This window comes from Caulobacter sp. HJHS_5 (genome assembly GCF_056683955.1).
In genome coordinates, this window is record NZ_JBWZNC010000008.1 from 161447 (window position 1) to 178854 (window position 17408).

Annotated in this window: 19 protein-coding genes; 14 read left to right on the forward strand and 5 right to left on the reverse strand. The window is 69.7% G+C overall.

All coding sequences use genetic code 11. The features are described 5' to 3' along the window. Positions 1 to 133 precede the first annotated feature (133 nt). Positions 134 to 1030, reverse strand: a complete 897-nt coding sequence (locus ACFLIT_RS16595) for a LysR family transcriptional regulator (RefSeq protein WP_479912380.1) — start codon at positions 1028 to 1030, stop codon at positions 134 to 136. Between the two features lie 95 nt (positions 1031 to 1125). Between ACFLIT_RS16595 and ilvD the strand changes: the two genes are divergently transcribed. After that, entirely contained in the window at positions 1126 to 2958 is a 1833-nt protein-coding gene (gene ilvD / locus ACFLIT_RS16600) for a dihydroxy-acid dehydratase (RefSeq protein WP_479912381.1), read from the forward strand. A gap of 43 nt (positions 2959 to 3001) precedes the next feature. Here the strand turns inward: ilvD and ACFLIT_RS16605 are convergent, their stop codons facing one another. The 3 genes from ACFLIT_RS16605 to erpA all read right to left on the reverse strand — a co-directional run bounded on the left by ACFLIT_RS16605 (position 3002) and on the right by erpA (position 4980). After that, on the reverse strand, positions 3002 to 3772 hold the full coding sequence (locus ACFLIT_RS16605; RefSeq protein WP_479912382.1) for a hypothetical protein: 771 nt from the start codon (positions 3770 to 3772) through the stop codon (positions 3002 to 3004). Further along, positions 3769 to 4548 carry an exodeoxyribonuclease III gene (gene xth, locus ACFLIT_RS16610; RefSeq protein ID WP_479912383.1) on the reverse strand — a complete coding sequence of 260 codons (780 nt, stop codon included), beginning with the start codon at positions 4546 to 4548 and terminating at the stop codon, positions 3769 to 3771. The genes ACFLIT_RS16605 and xth overlap by 4 nt, the downstream gene beginning before the upstream one ends. A gap of 99 nt (positions 4549 to 4647) precedes the next feature. After that, positions 4648 to 4980, reverse strand: a complete 333-nt coding sequence (gene erpA / locus ACFLIT_RS16615) for an iron-sulfur cluster insertion protein ErpA (protein ID WP_479912384.1) — start codon at positions 4978 to 4980, stop codon at positions 4648 to 4650. 79 nt (positions 4981 to 5059) lie between these two features. Here erpA and ACFLIT_RS16620 point away from each other — a divergent pair, with 79 nt between their 5' ends. The 12 genes from ACFLIT_RS16620 (at position 5060) to ACFLIT_RS16675 (ending at position 15979) form a co-directional block, all read left to right on the forward strand. After that, entirely contained in the window at positions 5060 to 6238 is a 1179-nt protein-coding gene (locus ACFLIT_RS16620; protein ID WP_479912451.1) for a deoxyguanosinetriphosphate triphosphohydrolase, read from the forward strand. Between the two features lie 129 nt (positions 6239 to 6367). Next, on the forward strand, positions 6368 to 7126 hold the full coding sequence (ftsN, locus tag ACFLIT_RS16625; protein ID WP_479912385.1) for a cell division protein FtsN: 759 nt from the start codon (positions 6368 to 6370) through the stop codon (positions 7124 to 7126). A 7-nt stretch (positions 7127 to 7133) separates the two neighbouring features. Then, on the forward strand, positions 7134 to 8186 hold the full coding sequence (nagZ, locus tag ACFLIT_RS16630; protein ID WP_479912386.1) for a beta-N-acetylhexosaminidase: 1053 nt from the start codon (positions 7134 to 7136) through the stop codon (positions 8184 to 8186). Then, complete coding sequence (locus ACFLIT_RS16635; RefSeq protein WP_479912387.1) at positions 8183 to 9001, forward strand: segregation and condensation protein A; 819 nt, start codon at positions 8183 to 8185, stop codon at positions 8999 to 9001. Before nagZ ends, ACFLIT_RS16635 begins: the two co-directional genes overlap by 4 nt. Beyond that, a complete protein-coding gene (gene scpB / locus ACFLIT_RS16640; protein ID WP_479912388.1) occupies positions 8998 to 9663 on the forward strand; it encodes an SMC-Scp complex subunit ScpB in 666 nt (221 codons plus the stop codon). The genes ACFLIT_RS16635 and scpB overlap by 4 nt, the downstream gene beginning before the upstream one ends. 185 nt (positions 9664 to 9848) lie before the next feature. After that, positions 9849 to 10052, forward strand: coding sequence for a twin-arginine translocase TatA/TatE family subunit (tatA, locus tag ACFLIT_RS16645; RefSeq protein ID WP_479912389.1), 204 nt, complete (start codon positions 9849 to 9851; stop codon positions 10050 to 10052). Between the two features lie 84 nt (positions 10053 to 10136). Then, positions 10137 to 10676: a Sec-independent protein translocase protein TatB gene (gene tatB / locus ACFLIT_RS16650; protein ID WP_479912390.1), complete on the forward strand. Its 540-nt coding sequence runs from the start codon at positions 10137 to 10139 to the stop codon at positions 10674 to 10676. Then, positions 10673 to 11569, forward strand: a complete 897-nt coding sequence (gene tatC / locus ACFLIT_RS16655) for a twin-arginine translocase subunit TatC (RefSeq protein WP_479912391.1) — start codon at positions 10673 to 10675, stop codon at positions 11567 to 11569. Before tatB ends, tatC begins: the two co-directional genes overlap by 4 nt. Positions 11570 to 11668: 99 nt before the next feature. After that, a complete protein-coding gene (gene serS, locus ACFLIT_RS16660) occupies positions 11669 to 12958 on the forward strand; it encodes a serine--tRNA ligase (protein WP_479912392.1) in 1290 nt (429 codons plus the stop codon). Continuing rightward, positions 12955 to 13752 carry a 5'/3'-nucleotidase SurE gene (surE, locus tag ACFLIT_RS16665; RefSeq protein WP_479912393.1) on the forward strand — a complete coding sequence of 266 codons (798 nt, stop codon included), beginning with the start codon at positions 12955 to 12957 and terminating at the stop codon, positions 13750 to 13752. The genes serS and surE overlap by 4 nt, the downstream gene beginning before the upstream one ends. Position 13753: 1 nt before the next feature. Next, positions 13754 to 14422 carry a protein-L-isoaspartate(D-aspartate) O-methyltransferase gene (locus tag ACFLIT_RS16670; protein WP_479912394.1) on the forward strand — a complete coding sequence of 223 codons (669 nt, stop codon included), beginning with the start codon at positions 13754 to 13756 and terminating at the stop codon, positions 14420 to 14422. Positions 14423 to 14500: 78 nt separating this feature from the next. Continuing rightward, positions 14501 to 15979, forward strand: a complete 1479-nt coding sequence (locus ACFLIT_RS16675; RefSeq protein ID WP_479912395.1) for a peptidoglycan DD-metalloendopeptidase family protein — start codon at positions 14501 to 14503, stop codon at positions 15977 to 15979. Positions 15980 to 16111: 132 nt separating this feature from the next. On the opposite strand, the gene ACFLIT_RS16680 is transcribed toward ACFLIT_RS16675, so the two are convergent. After that, complete coding sequence (locus ACFLIT_RS16680) at positions 16112 to 16957, reverse strand: ATP-binding protein (protein ID WP_479912396.1); 846 nt, start codon at positions 16955 to 16957, stop codon at positions 16112 to 16114. 119 nt (positions 16958 to 17076) lie between these two features. Between ACFLIT_RS16680 and yajC the strand changes: the two genes are divergently transcribed. Then, a complete protein-coding gene (yajC, locus tag ACFLIT_RS16685) occupies positions 17077 to 17388 on the forward strand; it encodes a preprotein translocase subunit YajC (RefSeq protein ID WP_479912397.1) in 312 nt (103 codons plus the stop codon). Positions 17389 to 17408 lie beyond the last annotated feature (20 nt).

The window sequence follows — 17408 nt, forward strand, 5'->3', positions numbered from 1 at the left end:
GGCGCAGGCCGGGGCCCAAGCTGAATCGCCAGCAAGAACAACGCGCGGTGACGCTGCCGGGGCGGCGATCTTCTCCAAAACTCGGCTTGGATCCCGGCCTGCGCCGGGAAGAGCGGATTTATTGGGCGGGGTCTTAGCCCGCCTCCACCAGCTGCAGGAAGTTCTCCAGCGTGGCCGGCGCCTCGCCGCGCCGCCAGACCAATCCCGTCTCCAGTTCGGGTGCGCGGCCGGCCAGGGGCAGGTAGCGGACGCCGGTGCGGGCGAGGTTCCGCAGCGAGGCCGGGACCAGGGCGACGCCGAGGCCGCTGGAGACCAGGCTGATGATGGTCTGCATCTGGATAGCTTCCTGGGCGATGCGCGCCTCGCCGCCGAGGGTGGTGAAATAGCCGGTGACGAGATCGTGGAAGGCCGGCGCCACCTGGCGGGGGAAGAGGATCAGCGGTGAGGCGAGCGCCTCGCCGGTGGAGAGCATGTCGGGGCTGGCGATGCGGCTCTCGTCGATCCAGCCGGCGGGCACGGCCGCGACCAAGGGCTCCAGCAATAGTCGTCGGTAAGCGAGGGCGGGCGGCACGCTCCGGTCGGCCGGCGGGATGATGATGCCGGCGTGGCGCTCGCCCGCCAGGACGGCGGGAATCTGCAGGTCGCTGGTGGCTTCGAAGAGTTGGATTTCCACCTCCGGGTAAGCCTGGGCGTAGCGCCGGACGAGCGAGGGCAGGACGCTGTAGTCGGCGGTGCTGACGAAGGAGAGCGACAGGCGGCCCGCCTCTCCGTCGCGCAGACGGCGGGCCGAGGCGGGCAGGGCGTCGATCCCGGCGAGAGCGTTCCGCACCTCGGGCAGCCATTGCTCGCCGAGGGCGGTGAGGCGGACACTGCGTTTGGAACGGACGAACAGCGGCGCGCCAAGCTCGCGCTCCAGCCCCATGATCGACTGGCTGAGCGGCGGCTGGGTCATGCCCAGGCGCTCGGCGGCGCGGCCGAAGTGCAGGGTGTCGGCCACGGCGGCGAAATGGCGGAGCTGACGGATATCCATCGATATGTAGTACGACCTAATGATGGCCAATTAATATATTTTGCGATGGGAGCGGGCCGGCGTAAAGACCACACCCTCGACAGTGAGATTGACCCATGCCCGCTCTTCGCTCCCGCACCTCCACCCACGGCCGCAACATGGCCGGCGCCCGCGGCCTCTGGCGCGCCACGGGCATGAAGGATGGCGATTTCGGCAAGCCGATCATCGCGGTGGTGAACAGCTTCACCCAGTTCGTGCCGGGCCACGTGCACCTGAAGGATCTCGGCCAGCTGGTGGCCCGCGAGATCGAGAAGGCCGGCGGCGTCGCCAAGGAATTCAACACCATCGCGGTGGATGACGGCATCGCCATGGGCCACGACGGCATGCTCTACAGCCTGCCCTCCCGCGAAATCATCGCCGACAGCGTCGAGTACATGGTCAACGGCCACTGCGCCGACGCCATGGTCTGCATCTCCAACTGCGACAAGATCACCCCGGGCATGCTGATGGCGGCCATGCGGCTGAACATCCCGGCGGTGTTCGTCTCGGGCGGGCCGATGGAGGCCGGCAAGGTGGTGCTGAAGGGCAAGGAAGTGGCGCTCGACCTCGTCGACGCCATGGTCGCAGCCGCCGACGACAAGATGAGCGACGCCGAAGTCTCGGCCATCGAGAAGGCCGCCTGCCCGACCTGCGGCTCGTGCTCGGGGATGTTCACCGCCAATTCGATGAACTGTTTGACGGAAGCTTTGGGCCTCAGCCTGCCGGGCAACGGCTCGGTGCTGGCGACCCACGCCGATCGCGAGCGCCTTTTCCTGGAAGCCGGCCGCCTCGCCGTCGACCTGTGCCAGCGCTATTACGAGCAGGACGACGACAGCATCCTGCCGCGCAACGTGGCCAGCTTCAGCGCCTTCGAGAACGCCATGCGGCTGGACATCGCCATGGGCGGCTCGTCCAACACCGTGTTGCACCTGCTGGCGGCGGCCTACGAAGGCGGCATTCCCTTCACCATGGCCGACATCGACCGGCTGTCGCGGTCCACGCCCTGCCTCTGCAAGGTGGCCCCGGCCAAGAGCGACGTGCACATGGAAGACGTGCATCGCGCGGGCGGGGTGATGTCGATCCTGGGCGAGCTCGACCGGGCCGGGTTGCTGCATACCGATTGCCCGACCGTGCACAGCGGCAGCATGGGCGAGGCGCTGGGGCGTTGGGATATCGCCCGCACCAATTCCGAGAGCGTGCGGGAGTTCTACCGCGCCGCGCCGGGCGGGGTGCCGACCCAGACGGCGTTCTCGCAGTCGCGCCGCTGGGAAGAGCTGGACCTCGACCGGGAAAAGGGCGTCATCCGTTCGGCCAAGACGCCGTTCTCGCATGACGGCGGCCTGGCGGTGCTGACCGGCAACCTGGCGGCAGACGGCTGCATCGTGAAGACCGCGGGCGTGGACGAGAGCATCCTCGTTTTCCGCGGTCCGGCGAAGGTCTACGAGAGCCAGGACGAGGCGGTCAGCGCCATCCTCGGCGGGCGCGTGGTCGCCGGCGACGTGGTGGTCATCCGCTACGAAGGGCCGAAGGGCGGGCCGGGGATGCAGGAGATGCTGTATCCGACCAGCTACCTGAAATCGAAGGGCCTGGGCAAAGCCTGCGCCCTGATCACCGACGGCCGCTTCTCGGGCGGCACCTCGGGCCTGTCGATCGGCCACGTCTCGCCGGAAGCCGCGCAGGGCGGAATGATCGGCGTGGTCGAGGACGGTGACCTAATCGAGATCGACATCCCCAACCGGACGATCAAGCTGGCGGTGGACGACATCACGCTGGAGCACCGCTGGAGCGAGCAGGACAAAGTCGGCTGGAGGCCCGGCAAGGACCGTCCGCGCAAGGTCACGACCGCGCTGAAGGCCTACGCTCACTTCGCGACCAGCGCCGACAAGGGCGCCGTGCGGGTGGTGGACTGATCTCGGGTATCCCTCCTCTCCCTCGAGCTACGTGGGAGGACGCCTAGAAGGGCAGATCGTCCTGATCCTCATCGACGGCGACCCGGCGTTTACGGCTGGCGGGCGGCGGCGGGAAGATCTCCTCATCCCACGGCGGCGGCTCCCCGGCGGCCGGAGGCGCGGCCGCCGGGGCGACGGGTTCGACCGGGGGAGGCGGCGGGGGCGCGGCCATGACCGGCGGCGAGGGTAGCGGCCGCACCGGCATGGGTTCGGGCTCGTCGACCGCCGCTGGCGAGCGCCCGCGCGGCGCGGCCGGGCGGCGAAGGATCGCCTCGGCGCGGGCCAGCCACTGGTTGGCTTCCTGGATGGCGCTGCTCGCGGTGAGCGGCTGACGGCGTTGCTCGTCGCCCGTCACATAGAGGTCGAGGCCGAAATCGGGGTAGCGCGGATCGTCGAAGATCAGCCGCAGCGTCACCTGGCCGGCGTCGGCGGCGATCTGATCGAGGGCGCGGCGCGGCTCGCCGCGCGAGACGCGGGCGACCACCTGCCCATCGACCAGCAGTTCGGCCCCGATCAGTTCGTCGATGCGATAGACCAGGCACCAGCCGCCGTTGTCCCAGGCCACGGCGGCCAGGCCGCTGGCGAAGGAAAACCCGGCGCCGCGTCCGCGACCGCGAGCCATCAGCACCGAGTCCGGCGGCCCCTTGAGCACGCGCGTCAGGGCGCGGCGGATGCGGCGCTCCTCGCCGAACAGCCACAGCACGGCGCTGCCCAGGAAGGTCGTGGCGACCCCGGCGATGGCGAGCAGCAGGAGGAGGCGTGGCAGCTCGGTCAAAGGGCCAACTCGACGACGACCGGCACGTGGTCCGAAGGCTTCTCGCGGTCGCGCACGTCGCGATGAATGGTGACGCCCGCCAGCTTGTCGGCCGCCTGGGGCGAGAGCAGGGCGTGGTCGATGCGGATGCCGTGGTTCCGCTGCCAGGCGCCGGCCTGATAATCCCAGAAGGTGTAGCCGCCGGGCGCGCCGTCGACCTGCATGTAGGCGTCGGTCAGGCCGAGGTTCTTCAGCGCCCGCCAGGCCGCGCGGCTCTCGGGTTGGAAGAGGGCGTCGCCGAGCCAGCCTTCCGGCTTGTCGGCGTCCTCGGGCTCGGGAATGACGTTGTAGTCGCCCATCAGCACCAGCGGCTCCTCGAGGGCCAGCAGGCGCGCGGCGTGGGCCTGCAGCCGCGCCATCCAACGCAGCTTGTAGGCGAATTTCTCCGTGCCGATCGGATTGCCGTTGGGCAGGTAGATGCCGCCGACGCGCACCGGCGTCGCGCCGCCGGTCACCGCCTCGATATAGCGGGCGTGCTCGTCCTCCGGTTCGCCGGCCAGGCCGCGGTGCACGTCCTCCAGCGGCGTCTTCGACAGCAGGGCGACGCCGTTGTAAGTTTTCTGGCCGTGGACGGCGACGTTATAGCCAAGCCTTTCAAAGGCTTCGGCGGGAAACTTCTCGTCGATGCACTTGAGTTCCTGCAGGGCGGCCACGTCGGGCTGCTCCTCCTCGAACCAGGTCAGCACGGTCTCAAGCCGCGCGTTGATCGAGTTCACATTCCAGGTGGCGAGTCGCATCGACGGCTCCGTTTCGCGCGGAGGCTAGAGGCCGAGCGGCGGTCTCTCAAGTCTTGGCGAAGACCTGCGGGGCGACCACGGGCGCGGCCCCGTGTCGGATCAGATCGAGAAACTGACGCCGCAGCCGCAGCTCGACTTGGCGTTGGGGTTCATCACCTTGAACTCCGCGCCGGCCAGTTCGTCGACGAAATCGATCTCCGAGCCCTGCAACAGCACCAGCGACACCTCGTCGACGAGGGCGGCGGCGCCGTCGCGCTCGATCTTCAGGTCGTCGGGCTCGCCGGCCTCGACCAGGTCGAAGCGATACTGGAAGCCCGAGCAGCCGCCGCCGTCGACGGCGAGCCGCAGCATGAGCGGGCGGCCTTCCGCGGCGGCGATGTCGCGGATACGGCGGGCGGCGTTGCTGGAAAGGGTGATCTGTTCGGTGGCCATGGTTTAGCGTCTTGCAGGACTTGCCCTATATGAGGTCGCCCGCCCCAGACGAAAAGGGGCGATGATCCAGGCGATGTCCATGCCCGCTGCGCCGTTCCCCCGCGCTTCCTACGCCGAAGACCCCAGCCTTTCGAAAGGGCGGCGCTTTTTCGAGCCGCAGAGCGCGACGCGCACGCCCTTCGCCCGCGACCGTGACCGGATCATCCACAATTCGGCGTTCCGCCGCCTGAAGGAGAAGACCCAGGTCTTCGTCGCCCACGAGGGCGATCACTTCCGCACCCGCCTGACCCACACCCTGGAAGTGGCCCAGATCGCCCGCTCGCTGGCCACCGCCCTGGGCCTCGACGCCGATCTGGCCGAGACCATAGCCCTGGCCCACGACCTCGGCCACCCCCCGTTCGGCCACGCGGGCGAGGACGAGCTGGCCGAGCAGATGGGGCCTTACGGCGGCTTCGACCATAATGTGCAGACCTTCCGCGTCGTCACCGAACTGGAAGAGCGCTATCCGGACTTCGTCGGCCTCAACCTCACCTGGGAGACCCTGGAAGGGGTCATCAAGCACAACGGCCCGGTCGTCTCGAAACTGGCCAAGCCCTCCTGGCGCGCGATCGCCGAGTACGACGCGGAATATCCGCTGCGGCTCGACACCTGGGCTTCGGCCGAGGCCCAGGTCGCCGCCCTGGCCGACGACATCGCCTACAACAATCACGACGTGGACGACGGGGTGCAGGCCGGCATCTTCCGCCTGAACGACCTGCTCGACGTGCCGCTGATCGGGCCGATCCTGGCGGGCGTGCAGGCGGAGCGACCGGACCTGTCGCACAGCATCACCCGCCTGGAGGCCGTGCGCCGGATGATCGGGGCCATGGTCGGCGACGTGATGGCAGAGACCCGGCGCCGGGCCGCCGCCGCCGGGGTCGAGACCGCCGAAGACGTGCGGGGCATGGACCACGCCCTGGTCGCCTTCTCGGTGGAGATGGCCGAGGACCTGGCGCGGCTGCGCGCCTTCCTGCATGCGCGGATGTATCGCCATTGGCGGGTCAATCGATCGCGCAGCCAGGCGCGCCGCATTCTGGCCGAGATGTTCGGGCTGTTCATGCGCGAACCCGACGTCCTGCCGTCGGAGTGGTTCAACCGGTCGCAGAACCGCGACGAGGCCGGCCGCGCGCGACTGGTCTGCGACTATATCGCCGGAATGACCGACCGTTTCGCCATCGAGGAGCACAAGAAGCTCTTCAACCTCGAGATCTGGAACTGAGGCGCGTCGATACGCTCCACAGACTTCCGTGGCGCGGGGGCTTCGAGACCGACGGCGGGCTTCGTAGAATGACTGCCGCGCCCCGCTGATTCGTCGTCGGCCGGGGCCAAGGACTTGGAGCCCTACTCGATGAGCGACCCGCAGCGCGGCGCCTACACCCCGCATTCGGACGCGCCCCTGTCGTTCGACGCCCGCCAGCCGGTGCGCGGCGGCGGCCAGCCGCCCATCACCCTGATCATCAGCGCCGGCATCCTGGTGGTGCTGGTGGCGGCGATCTTCTTCGTCTATCGCGGCGGCGTTCGCGGGGCGGGTGACGCGCCGCAGCCGGTCGGCACACCGGTGGGCCAGATCAAGGACGCCGCGCCGCAGGGCGCCCAGGCGGCCGACCCGGCGGCGGGCCTGCAGATCTACAAGACCGACGAAGACGGCCAGCCGACGCAGCCGAACTTCGCCCCCGCGCCGGAGACCCCGCTGCCGCGTCCCGCGCCGCAGGCCCAGCCGACGACGCCGGTGACCGCCGCGCCGCTGCCGGCTCCCGGCGCCGCCGCGCCGGCGGCCACGCCCGCCCTGCGTCCCGCGACTCCGGCCGTTCCGGCGGCCCCTGTTCCGACGCCGCGCCCGACCCCGCCGCAGACCATCGCCGCCGCCGCCGGCGCCGCCGTGCAGATCGGCGCCTTCTCCTCGCAGGCCCAGGCCGACGCCGGCTGGACCGCGGCGGCCCGCATCTCGCCCGGCCTCGCGGCCGGCAAGGGCAAGAGCGTCGAGGCCATCGAGCGCGACGGCAAGACGCTGTACCGCACGGCCGTCACCGGTTTCGAAACCCGCGCCCAGGCCGACAGCTTCTGCTCGGCCCTGAAGGCCGCCGGCAAGTCGTGCTTCGTGCGCTGACGGTCCGGTGGCTCGCCGCGCCTGCATCCTCGGTTGCGAAGGCCTGACCCTCGGGGCCGAGGAGCGGGCCTTCTTTCGCGAGCTGAAGCCCTGGGGCTTCATCCTGTTCGCCAGGAACGTGGGTTCGGACGACCAGCTACGGGCCCTGACCGAGGCCCTGCGCGAGGCGGTGGACGACGAGGCGACGCCGATCTTCATCGACCAGGAGGGCGGCCGCGTTCAGCGGCTGAAGCCGCCTCTGGCGAGGCTGCGGCGCCCGGCGGCCCTGTTCGGCCAGCTCTACCGGCACGATCCCGAGGCCGCGGTCGAGGCGGTGACGCTGAACCACCGGCTGCTGGCGCATGAGCTGCTGTCGGTCGGCATCGACGCCGACTGCGCGCCCTGCGTCGACCTGCTGCATCCGGGTGCGCACGGCATCATCGGCGACCGCGCCTATGGCGACGATCCCTCGCTGGTGGCGGCGCTGGGCCGCGCGGCCTGCGACGGCCTGCTGGCCGGCGGGGTCGCCCCGGTGATCAAGCACATTCCCGGCCATGGCCGCGCCAAGGTCGACAGCCACCTGGGCCTGCCGGTGGTCGACACCGCGCTCGAGGAACTGGAACAGACCGACTTCGCGCCGTTCCGCGCCGTGGCCGACGCGCCGATGGCGATGACGGCGCATGTCGTCTACGCCGACGTCGATCCCGAGTGCGCGACGATCTCGCATCGGATCATCGAGACGGTGATCCGCGGCCTGATCGGCTTCGACGGCCTGTTGATGAGCGACGACCTCTCGATGAAGGCGCTCGGCGGCGACCTGGCCGACCGCGCCCGTCGCTCGATCGAGGCGGGGTGCGACGTGGTTCTGCATGGCAACGGCGCCCTGGTGGGCGAGCCGGTGCGCGATCTGCGGGGCGAGTTGCGGGCGGTGGCCGAGGCCTCGCCGGAGCTTTCCGGCCGGGCGCTGGAGCGGGCCGAGGCGGCGCGGGCCGTGACCCGCCGGTATCAGGACTTCGATCCCGAGGCCGCCGAGGCGCGGCTGGCCGGGCTGGGCCTTGAGGGAAGAACGGCGCTGGCATGAGCTTCCAGCCCTCCCTCGACTTCCAGGCGGCGTCGGAGGCGGCCGAGGACGGCCAGGCCCTGATCGTCGACGTCGACGGCTACGAAGGGCCCTTGCACGCCCTCCTGGCGCTGGCGCGGACGCAGAAGGTCGACCTGCTGAAGATCTCGATCAGCGCCCTGGCGGACCAATACCTGGCCTTCGTGCGCGAGGCGCGGCGGGTGCGGTTCTCGCTGGCGGCCGACTACCTGGTGATGGCGGCGTGGCTGGCCTACCTGAAGTCGCGCCTGCTGCTGCCCAAGCCCGAGAAGATGGCGCCCGACGAGGCGCCGGCCGAGGAGGTGGCGGCCCGCCTGGCCTTCCGGCTCGCCAAGCTAGACGCCATGCGTCGGGCCTCGGAAGCGCTGAAGGCCCTGCCGCAGCTCGGCCGCGACGTGTTCGTCCGCGGCGATCCGGACGCCATCAAGGTGGTGGCCTCGCAGACCTTCGAGGGCGATCTCTACGCCCTGATGACCGCCTACATGACCCAGCGCAAACGCGACGCCGAGCGCCGCTACACGCCGCACGTACCCAAGTCCTATCCGCTGGAAGAGGCGCGCGACCGCCTGCGCGGCCTACTGCCGGAGCTGGAACGCTGGACGCCGCTGTCCGGCGTCGCGCCGCGCGACGAGACGGGGGAGGGGCCGAGCGCGGCCTCGTACCTGGCCTCGACCCTGTCGGCGAGCCTGGAACTGGTGAAGGAAGGCGCGCTGGAGGCCCGCCAGCTGGAAGCCTTCGCCGACGTCTATCTGCGCCGCCGCGAAACGCTGCGCGAGCCGGAGGCCATGGAGGCATGAGCTTCATCAGCGAAGCCGAGTTCGAGACCGTCCGCCGGATCGAGGCGCTGCTCTTCGCCGCCTCGGGCCCGCTCAGTGTCGAGGAACTCGCCCAGCGCCTGCCGGAGGGCGCGGATGTGGAGGGTGCGTTGCTGCGTCTCGCCCGGCTGTACGACGGCCGGGGCGTGGAGGTTTCCCAGGTGGCCGGGCGCTGGCGCTTCACCACCGCCGCCGACCTCGCCTTCCTGATGACCGAGGAGCGGGAGGACCCGCGCCGCCTGTCGAAGGCCGCCCAGGAGACCCTGGCGATCATCGCCTATCACCAGCCGGTGACCCGGGCCGAGGTCGAATCGGTGCGCGGGGTGCAGGTGAGCCGCGGCACGCTGGACGTGCTGCTGGAGCTGGGCCTGGTGAAGATGCGCGGCCGCCGCCGCAGCCCGGGCCGGCCGGTGACTTTCGGCACCACCGCCGCCTTCCTCGAACACTACGGTCTCGCCAGCCTGTCCGACCTGCCGGGCATGGCCGAGATGAAGGCCTCCGGCCTGCTCGACCTCGATCTGCCGGCCGGCTTCTCGGTGCCCGATCCCGCCGCCGCCTCGGAAGATGCGATGGAGGACCCGCTGGAGGAGAGCGACGCGCCGGAGTTCCTCACCGACTTTCTGGGCGAGCCCGAGGGGCGCTAGGGCGTGCGAAAATCGCCGGAACCTGCCGTCACGCTTGAATAAATCGGCGCCTTCGTCGTCGCAGGGCCACGTCGCCGGTTTCCCCTTCGCCCTGCATCGGCCTATATTGTAAGGGACAATGGTTTTTCGCGGCCTGATCCCTTCCAGCAAGAGGGCGGGGGGCCGCAACACGGAGCTTCGCCGCCATGGGCAGCATGAGTTGGATTCACTGGGTGCTGGTGATCGCCGTTGTGGCGCTGCTGTTCGGCGGCGGCGGCAAGCTCTCCGGCCTCATGGGTGACGCGGCCAAGGGCGTGAAGGCGTTCAAGGACGGCCTGAAGGACGAGCCGGACGCCGACAAGAAGTCGGGCTCGATCGCCTCGTCGGAAAAGGAAGAGAGCCGCGGCTGACGCGGCCTAGCTTCGGACCGATTTAAGGAGCGAGGTATCGCTCTCGGACTTGTCGGTCCGTCGCCCCAGCCGTAAAGCGCCCGCATGCTTCCCGAAATCGGCGCCTCAGAACTGATGGTCATCGCCGCGGTCGCCCTGATCGTGGTGGGGCCGAAGGATTTGCCCGTCCTGCTGCGCAAGGTCGGTCAGTTCGTCGCGCGCCTGCGCGGCATGGCCAACGACTTCCGCTCCAGTTTCGACGAGATGGCGCGCCAGTCCGAACTGGACGAGCTGCGCAAGGAAGTGGCGGCCATGCGGTCCGGCCAGCTGCCGACCGCCCTGAGCTCGGCGGACGACGGCTCGGTGAACCGGGTGTTCGAGGATATCGACGCCAGCCTGAACGACCGGCCGCTGTACGATCCCGGCGTCTCCCAGGACTACATTCCGCCGGACACGGACCCTGAGGACCTTGAGCCGGAAGCGCCCGCGCCGGCGCCGAAGCGCGCCCGCAAGCCGAAGACCACCATCGAGGTTCTGCCGGAGGCCGCGCCGGCCAAGCCGCGCGCCAAGGCCGCCTCGACCAAGGCTTCCGGGGCCAAGGCCGCCTCGAAGGCTGCGGCAAAGACTGGGCGGGCCAAGGCGTGAGCGGCGTGAATCCCGACGAGTCCGAGATCGAAGCCTCGCGCGCGCCGCTGCTCGACCACCTGGTCGAGCTGCGCAAGCGGCTGATCATCTGCGTGATCGCGCTGTTTGTCGGCTTTGGCGTCTGCTTCGCCTTCGCCGCGCCGCTGTTCGAATTCCTGATGCATCCGTTCGAGGTCGGCGCCGGCCTGCTGGCCGCGCAGAAGGCCAGCGGCGGCAAGCACGGACCGTTCGACCTCTTGCTGGCGCTGATGAACCTGAAGGCGGTGCCGGCCGCCGAGGCGGGCTCGCTGCGCTTCGTGTTCACGGCGCCGCTGGAGTTCTTCTTCACCAAGCTGAAGCTGGCGGCGTTCGGAGCGGTGATGATCAGCTTCCCGGTGCTCGCGTGGCAGATCTACGCCTTCGTGGCGCCCGGGCTCTACAAGCGTGAGCGGCGCGCCTTCCTGCCGTTCCTGATCGCGGCCCCGCTGCTGTTCCTGCTCGGCGCGGCCCTGGTCTACTTCGTGATGTTGCCCTTCGTGCTGTGGTTCTCGCTGAGCCAGCAAATCCTCGGCGCGGGCGCGATCTCGGTGGAGCTGCTGCCCAAGGTCTCCGACTATCTGACGCTGGTCACGACCTTGCTGCTCGCCTTCGGTCTCTGCTTCCAACTGCCGGTGGTGCTGACGCTGTGCGGCATGACGGGGCTGGTCAGCGCCAAAATGCTCCGCGCCGGGCGCCGCTACGCCATCGTCGGCGTCTTCGTGGTCGCCGCCGTGGTGACGCCGCCGGATCCGATCAGCCAGCTGATGCTCGCGATCCCCATCTGCCTGCTCTACGAGGTCTCGATCTGGTGCGTGTGGCTGATGGAAAAGCGCCGCGCCAAGGATGCGTCGAGCACCGATCTGGTGACGACCTAAATTCCCCTCGTTTCGAAGGCGTGGGGCGGCGATCCGTCGTTGCCTCTCGCCCCCGATGCGCCTTAAGGGATCGACTCCTTTCGTTCCCGGCGCTTTTCCATGCACGACATCAAGGCCATCCGCGACAACCCGGACCGCTATGCGGCCGCCTGGGCGTCGAAGGGTCTGTCGGTTTCGGTGGGCGACATCCTGGCCATCGACCAGCGCCTGCGCGCGGCCCAGACCACGGCGCAGGAGGCCCAGGCCAGGCGCAACGAGTCGTCCAAGCTGATCGGCCAGGCCAAGGCCAAGAAGGACGAGGCCGAGGCCCAGCGCCTGATGGCCGAGGTCGAGGGCCTCAAGGGCGTGTTGACCCAGGCCGGCGAGGACGAAGTCGCCGCCGCCGCCGAACTTCGCGATATGCTGGCCGCCCTGCCGAACTTGCCGGCCGACGACGTGCCGCCCGGCGAGGACGAGCACGGCAATGTCGAGCAGCGGCGCTGGGGCAGCCCACGCAACATCGAAGCGCCGAAGGATCACGTCGACCTCGGCGCCCCGCTGGGCATGGATTTCGAAGCCGCCGCCAAGATGAGCGGCGCGCGCTTCGTGGTGCTGAAAGGCCAGATCGCCCGGCTGGAACGCGCCATCGGCCAGTTCATGCTGGACGTGCAGACCACCGAGCACGGCTACATCGAGGTCTCGCCGCCGCTGCTGGTGCGCGACGACGCCATGTTCGGCACGGGGCAACTGCCGAAGTTCGCCGAGGACCTGTTCCGCACCACCGACGAGCGCTGGCTGATCCCCACCGCCGAGGTCTCGCTGACCAATATCGTGCGCGAGGCGATCACCGCCGCCGAGGAGCTGCCGCTGCGGCTGACGGCGCTGACGCCGAGCTTCCGGGCCGAGGCCGGCTCGGCCGGGCGCGATACGCGCGGGATGATCCGCCAGCACCAGTTCTACAAGGTTGAGCTCGTCTCGATCACCGCGCCGGAAGACAGCGACGCCGAGCATGAGCGGATGACGCAGTGCGCCGAGGCGGTGCTGCGGAAGCTGGAGCTGCCGTATCGCACCATGCTGCTGTGCGCCGGCGACATGGGCTTCGGCGCCCGCAAGACCTACGACCTGGAGGTGTGGCTGCCGTCGCAGGCCACCTATCGCGAGATCAGCTCCTGCTCGAACTGCGGGGACTTCCAGGCCCGCCGCATGGACGCGCGCTTCAAGCGGGCCGGGGAGAAGGGCACGAGCTTCGTGCACACCCTCAACGGTTCGGGCCTGGCGGTCGGCCGCACCCTGGTGGCGGTGATGGAGAACTATCAGGACGAGGGCGGGCGCATCGCCATCCCGGCCGTCCTGCAGCCCTACATGGGCGGGCTGACGCACATCGGTGGCGCCAGGGGTGACGAAGGATGAGAATCCTCGTCTCCAACGACGACGGGATTCACGCGGAGGGCCTGAAGGCGCTTCGCGCCATCGCCGCGGCCCTGTCGGACGACGTCTGGGTCTGCGCGCCGGAGGAAGAGCAGTCCGGCAAGGGACGGGCGCTGACGCTGTCGGACCCGCTGCGGGTGCGGCGACTGGAGGACCGGGTCTTCGCCGTCAACGGCACCCCGACCGACTGCGTGATGCTGGCGTGCCAGGAGATTCTGCCGGCCCTGCCGGACCTGGTGCTGTCGGGCGTGAACCGCGGCCAGAACGTCGCCGAGGACACCTCGCTGTCGGGAACGGTGGCCGCTGCCATTCAAGGCATGGCGCTGGGCATCCCGTCGATCGCCCTCTCGCAGGCGCTGAATGAGTTCCACGACCGCGAGCAGGCTCGCTACGACACGGCCGTGACCTATGCGCCGGGCATCATCGCCAAGCTGCTGGAGCTGGGCTGGCCGGGCGACGTGGTGATGAACCTGAACTTCCCCTGCCGCGCGCCGGAGGAGGTGACCGCCGTCGAAGTGACCCGCCAGGGCTTCCGCGGCTACCACGGCATGCACGCCGTGAAGCGAACCGACGTGCGCGGGCGCGACTACTACTGGGTCGGCTTCGAGAATCGCGAGATTCCGCACCAGCCCGGCGCCGACATCACCGCCGTGCTCGAGGGCCGGATTTCAGTGACGCCGCTGCACATCGATCTGACGCACGCCGAGACCGCCCACCGCATGCGCGGCCAGCTCGGCGGCGCGCCGCCCAAGCTGGCGACCAAGGTGGGCGCGTAAAATGGCCGCGGGCGACGACGTTCCCGAGGGCACGCCGGCCGAACGCCTGGCCAAGCTGGTCCTCGCCCTGCGCTCGCAGGGGGTGACCGACCCCGGCGTGCTGGGGGCCATCGAGAAAACGCCGCGCGACCTGTTCACGCCCGAGCTGTTCCGGGAACGCTCCTGGGAAGACCAGGCCCTGCCGATCGCCTGCGGCCAGACGATCAGCCAGCCGTTCATCGTCGGGCTGATGACCCAGGCCCTGACGCTCGAGCCGCGCTCGCGCGTCTTGGAAATCGGCACCGGCTCCGGCTACCAGACCGCGATCCTCTCTCGCCTGGCCCGCCTGGTTTATACGGTCGAGCGCTATCGCACCCTGATGAAGGAGGCTGAGGCGCGCTTCGCCGTGCTGGGGCTGACCAACATCGTCACGCGGTTCGGCGACGGCGGCGAGGGCTGGGCCGAACAGGCGCCGTTCGACCGCATTATGGTCACAGCCGCAGCGGATGAAGAGCCGAAGAGACTGCTGGCCCAGCTCAAGCCCTCAGGCGTGCTGGTCGCCCCCGTCGGTCGCGGCCCCGTCCAGACCCTGATCCGCTACGCCGGAGACGGGAAGGGCGGCTTCGTTCAGGAGAGCCTGTGCGAAGTGCGGTTCGTGCCGCTTCTGGAGGGGACGGCGAAGGAGCTTTGAGCTCCGGCGAATGCCGCCTCTTAACGGATGGTTTACGCTGTTCGACCGAAGACAGACCTGAACGTAGGAGCCGCGGTGATGCGCCGATCAACCCCCCACACCGCCCCAATCTCTGGCTCGTCGGCGAAGGTGATCCCGGCTGCGAAGGCCTGCATTACCGTCCCGGCCGTCGCGATCCTGGCGGCGGCGCTCGCGGCATGCACCACCTCGCAGTACGCCCCGCGCGAAGGATATGACCCGGGGCCGAGCCGCGAAATGCCGCGGCCCAACTTCCCGATCGCTCCGGCCGGTCCGCTGTCGACCGCGCCGTCCGACGCCCCGGTCGCGACCCCGCCGCCTCCGCCCCCGCCGGCGGATCCCGACGCGCCGACGGCTCGGCCGAGCGGCACGGTGACCAGCCAACCGCTGCCGCCGCCCCAATCTTCCGCCCCGCCGCCGCAGAGCAGCTATGTGCCGCCGCTGCCGAGCAGCCCGGCGACCACGCCGTCGTCGAGCCCGAGCAGCTACGCCGCCCCGGCGCCCGTGACGACCACCACCACGGTGACCAGCGTCAGCGGCCGCGTCGTCGACGTCTCCGGCGGGCCGCAAACCTATACGATCAAGAGCGGCGACACCCTGACGTCGATCTCCAAGCGCATGGGGATGACGCAGAAGGAACTGGCCGACCTCAACGACCTGGAGCCGCCGTACGCCCTGCGCGCGGGCAAGACCCTGAAGGGCCCGGCGACCAAGGCCAAGGCCTATGTGGTCGGGCAGGGGGACACGATGTTCGCCATCGCCCGCCGCTTCAGCGTCACGACCGCCGCCCTGGCGGGGGAGAACGACCTGCGGACCTCGTCGTCGATCCGCGCCGGTCAACGCCTGACCCTGCCGAAGGGCTACAAGGACACCGGGCCGGTGCGCCGCACGGTGACGACCACCGTACCGGGCGCGGGCCCGACTCAGGTGGCTCAGAGCCAGCCCCGGCCCTACACGCCGCCGGCGAGCACGACGGTGACCACCACGACGCCGGCCACGCCGACTCGGCCGGCTGCGACGACCACCACGACCACTACCATCACGGCCCCGGTCCGCCCAGCCGCGCCGCCGCCGGCGGTCGCCGCCAACCTGCCGGTCGACAGCCCGGCGATGAGCGATACCGAGATCGCCGCGGCCGGTCGCGGCCGCTTCACCTGGCCGGTGCGCGGTCCGGTGATCTCCAGCTTCGGTCCGACGGGGGCCGGCGGCCAGCGCAACGACGGCCTCGACCTTCGCGCCCCGGCGGGCGACCCGGTGCGGTCCGCCGCCGCCGGCGAGGTGGTGTACGCGGGCAATTCGGTGCCCGGATTCGGCAATCTCGTTCTGGTGAAGCACGATGACGGCTGGGTGACGGCCTACGCCCATCTGGCCCGCGCCGACGTGCGCATGCAGCAGAAGGTGACCCAGGGCCAGCAGATCGGCCAGGTCGGCTCGACCGGCGGCGTTGAGGAGCCGCAACTGCATTTCGAGGTGCGCTACGCGCCCACCCCCAAGGACAAGGCCCGCCCGATCGATCCGGCGCTGGTTCTGCCGCAGTAGGCGCTGATGCGTGGTGCGTGCTTCGACACGCGCTGCGCGTTACTCAGCATGACGAACCTGGGTTGGCGTTCGATCTACAGACTTCGTCATCCTGAGTAGGCCGCGGAAGCGGCCGTGTCGAAGGACGCAGAGCTACAGCGGCAGCGCCACGCCCTTCTCGCCCGCCAGATCCCGCACGAACTGCCAGGCGACGCGGCCCGAGCGGCCGCCGCGCAGTTGCGACCACTGCAGGGCGCGGCGTTCGAGGTCGGCGGTCTCCAGGCCGAACTTGGCGGCGTAGCCGCGCACGGCTTCCAGATAGGCGTTCTGATCCATCGGCGGGAAGCCGATCCACAGACCGAAGCGGTCGGAGACGCTGACCTCCTCCTCGGCGTCTTCCTTGGCGGCGAACTGGCCGCGATCCTCGTCGTGGCGACGCGGCATCAGATGGCGGCGGTTGGAGGTGGCCACCAGCATGACGTTCTGCGGCGGGCCGGCGACGCCGCCTTCCAGCGCCGACTTCAGGGCCTTGGCTTCGGCCGCGCCATCCTCGAACGACAGGTCGTCGCAGAGCACGACGAAGCGCTCCCGGCGGCGACGCAGCAGTTCGAACAGGGCGGGCAGGTGGGTGGTCTCGTCACGGTCGATCTCGACCAGGCGCAGGTCGGGCGCATGAGCCGCGACGTGCATGAACACCGCCTTTGTCATCGAGCTCTTGCCGCCGCCGCGCGTGCCCCACAGCAGGGCGTGGTTCACCGGATAGCCCTTGGCGAAGCGCTCGACGCCCTCCAGAAGCCGACTCTTCTGGCGGTCGACGCCGACCAGCATGTCGAGCGGCAGGGCATAGTCGGGCGCGCCGACGAAGGCGCCCGTCTTGGCGTCGTGGCGGAAAAGCTTCGCCGTGGAAAAGTCCGGCTCGGGCCTCACGGGCGGCGCGATGCGCTCCAGCGCCTCGGCGATGCGGGTCAGGATGGGCTTAAGCTCGGAGAAATCAGACATAATACGCCGCGTTTAGTGTGGCTTTGCGCGCATTGCAAAAGCGGAACCGAGTCCCTAGTTTCCGCCGACCTTGAACAGGGCGCTGAAGAGCCGCCCGATAAGAACGATTTGGAGACGAGATGCCCCAGGGCGGACCCCAGGACCTGCTGATTCAATTCGCGCCGATCATCCTCCTGGTCGTGCTGTTCTACTTCATGCTGATCCGCCCGCAGCAGAAGCGCGCGAAGGATCACGCCAACATGCTGGCCAACATCAAGCGCAACGACAGCGTCGTGCTGTCCAGCGGCGTGCTCGGCAAGGTGGTGCGCGTCGAGGACAAGGAAGTCGGCGTCGAGATCGCCCAGGGCGTCACCGTCAAGGTGCTGAAGGGCATGATCACCGAAGTCCGCGCCAAGGGCGACCCCGCCCCGGCCAACGACTCCAAGGCCTGACGGCCGTCTAGCGCCGGGCC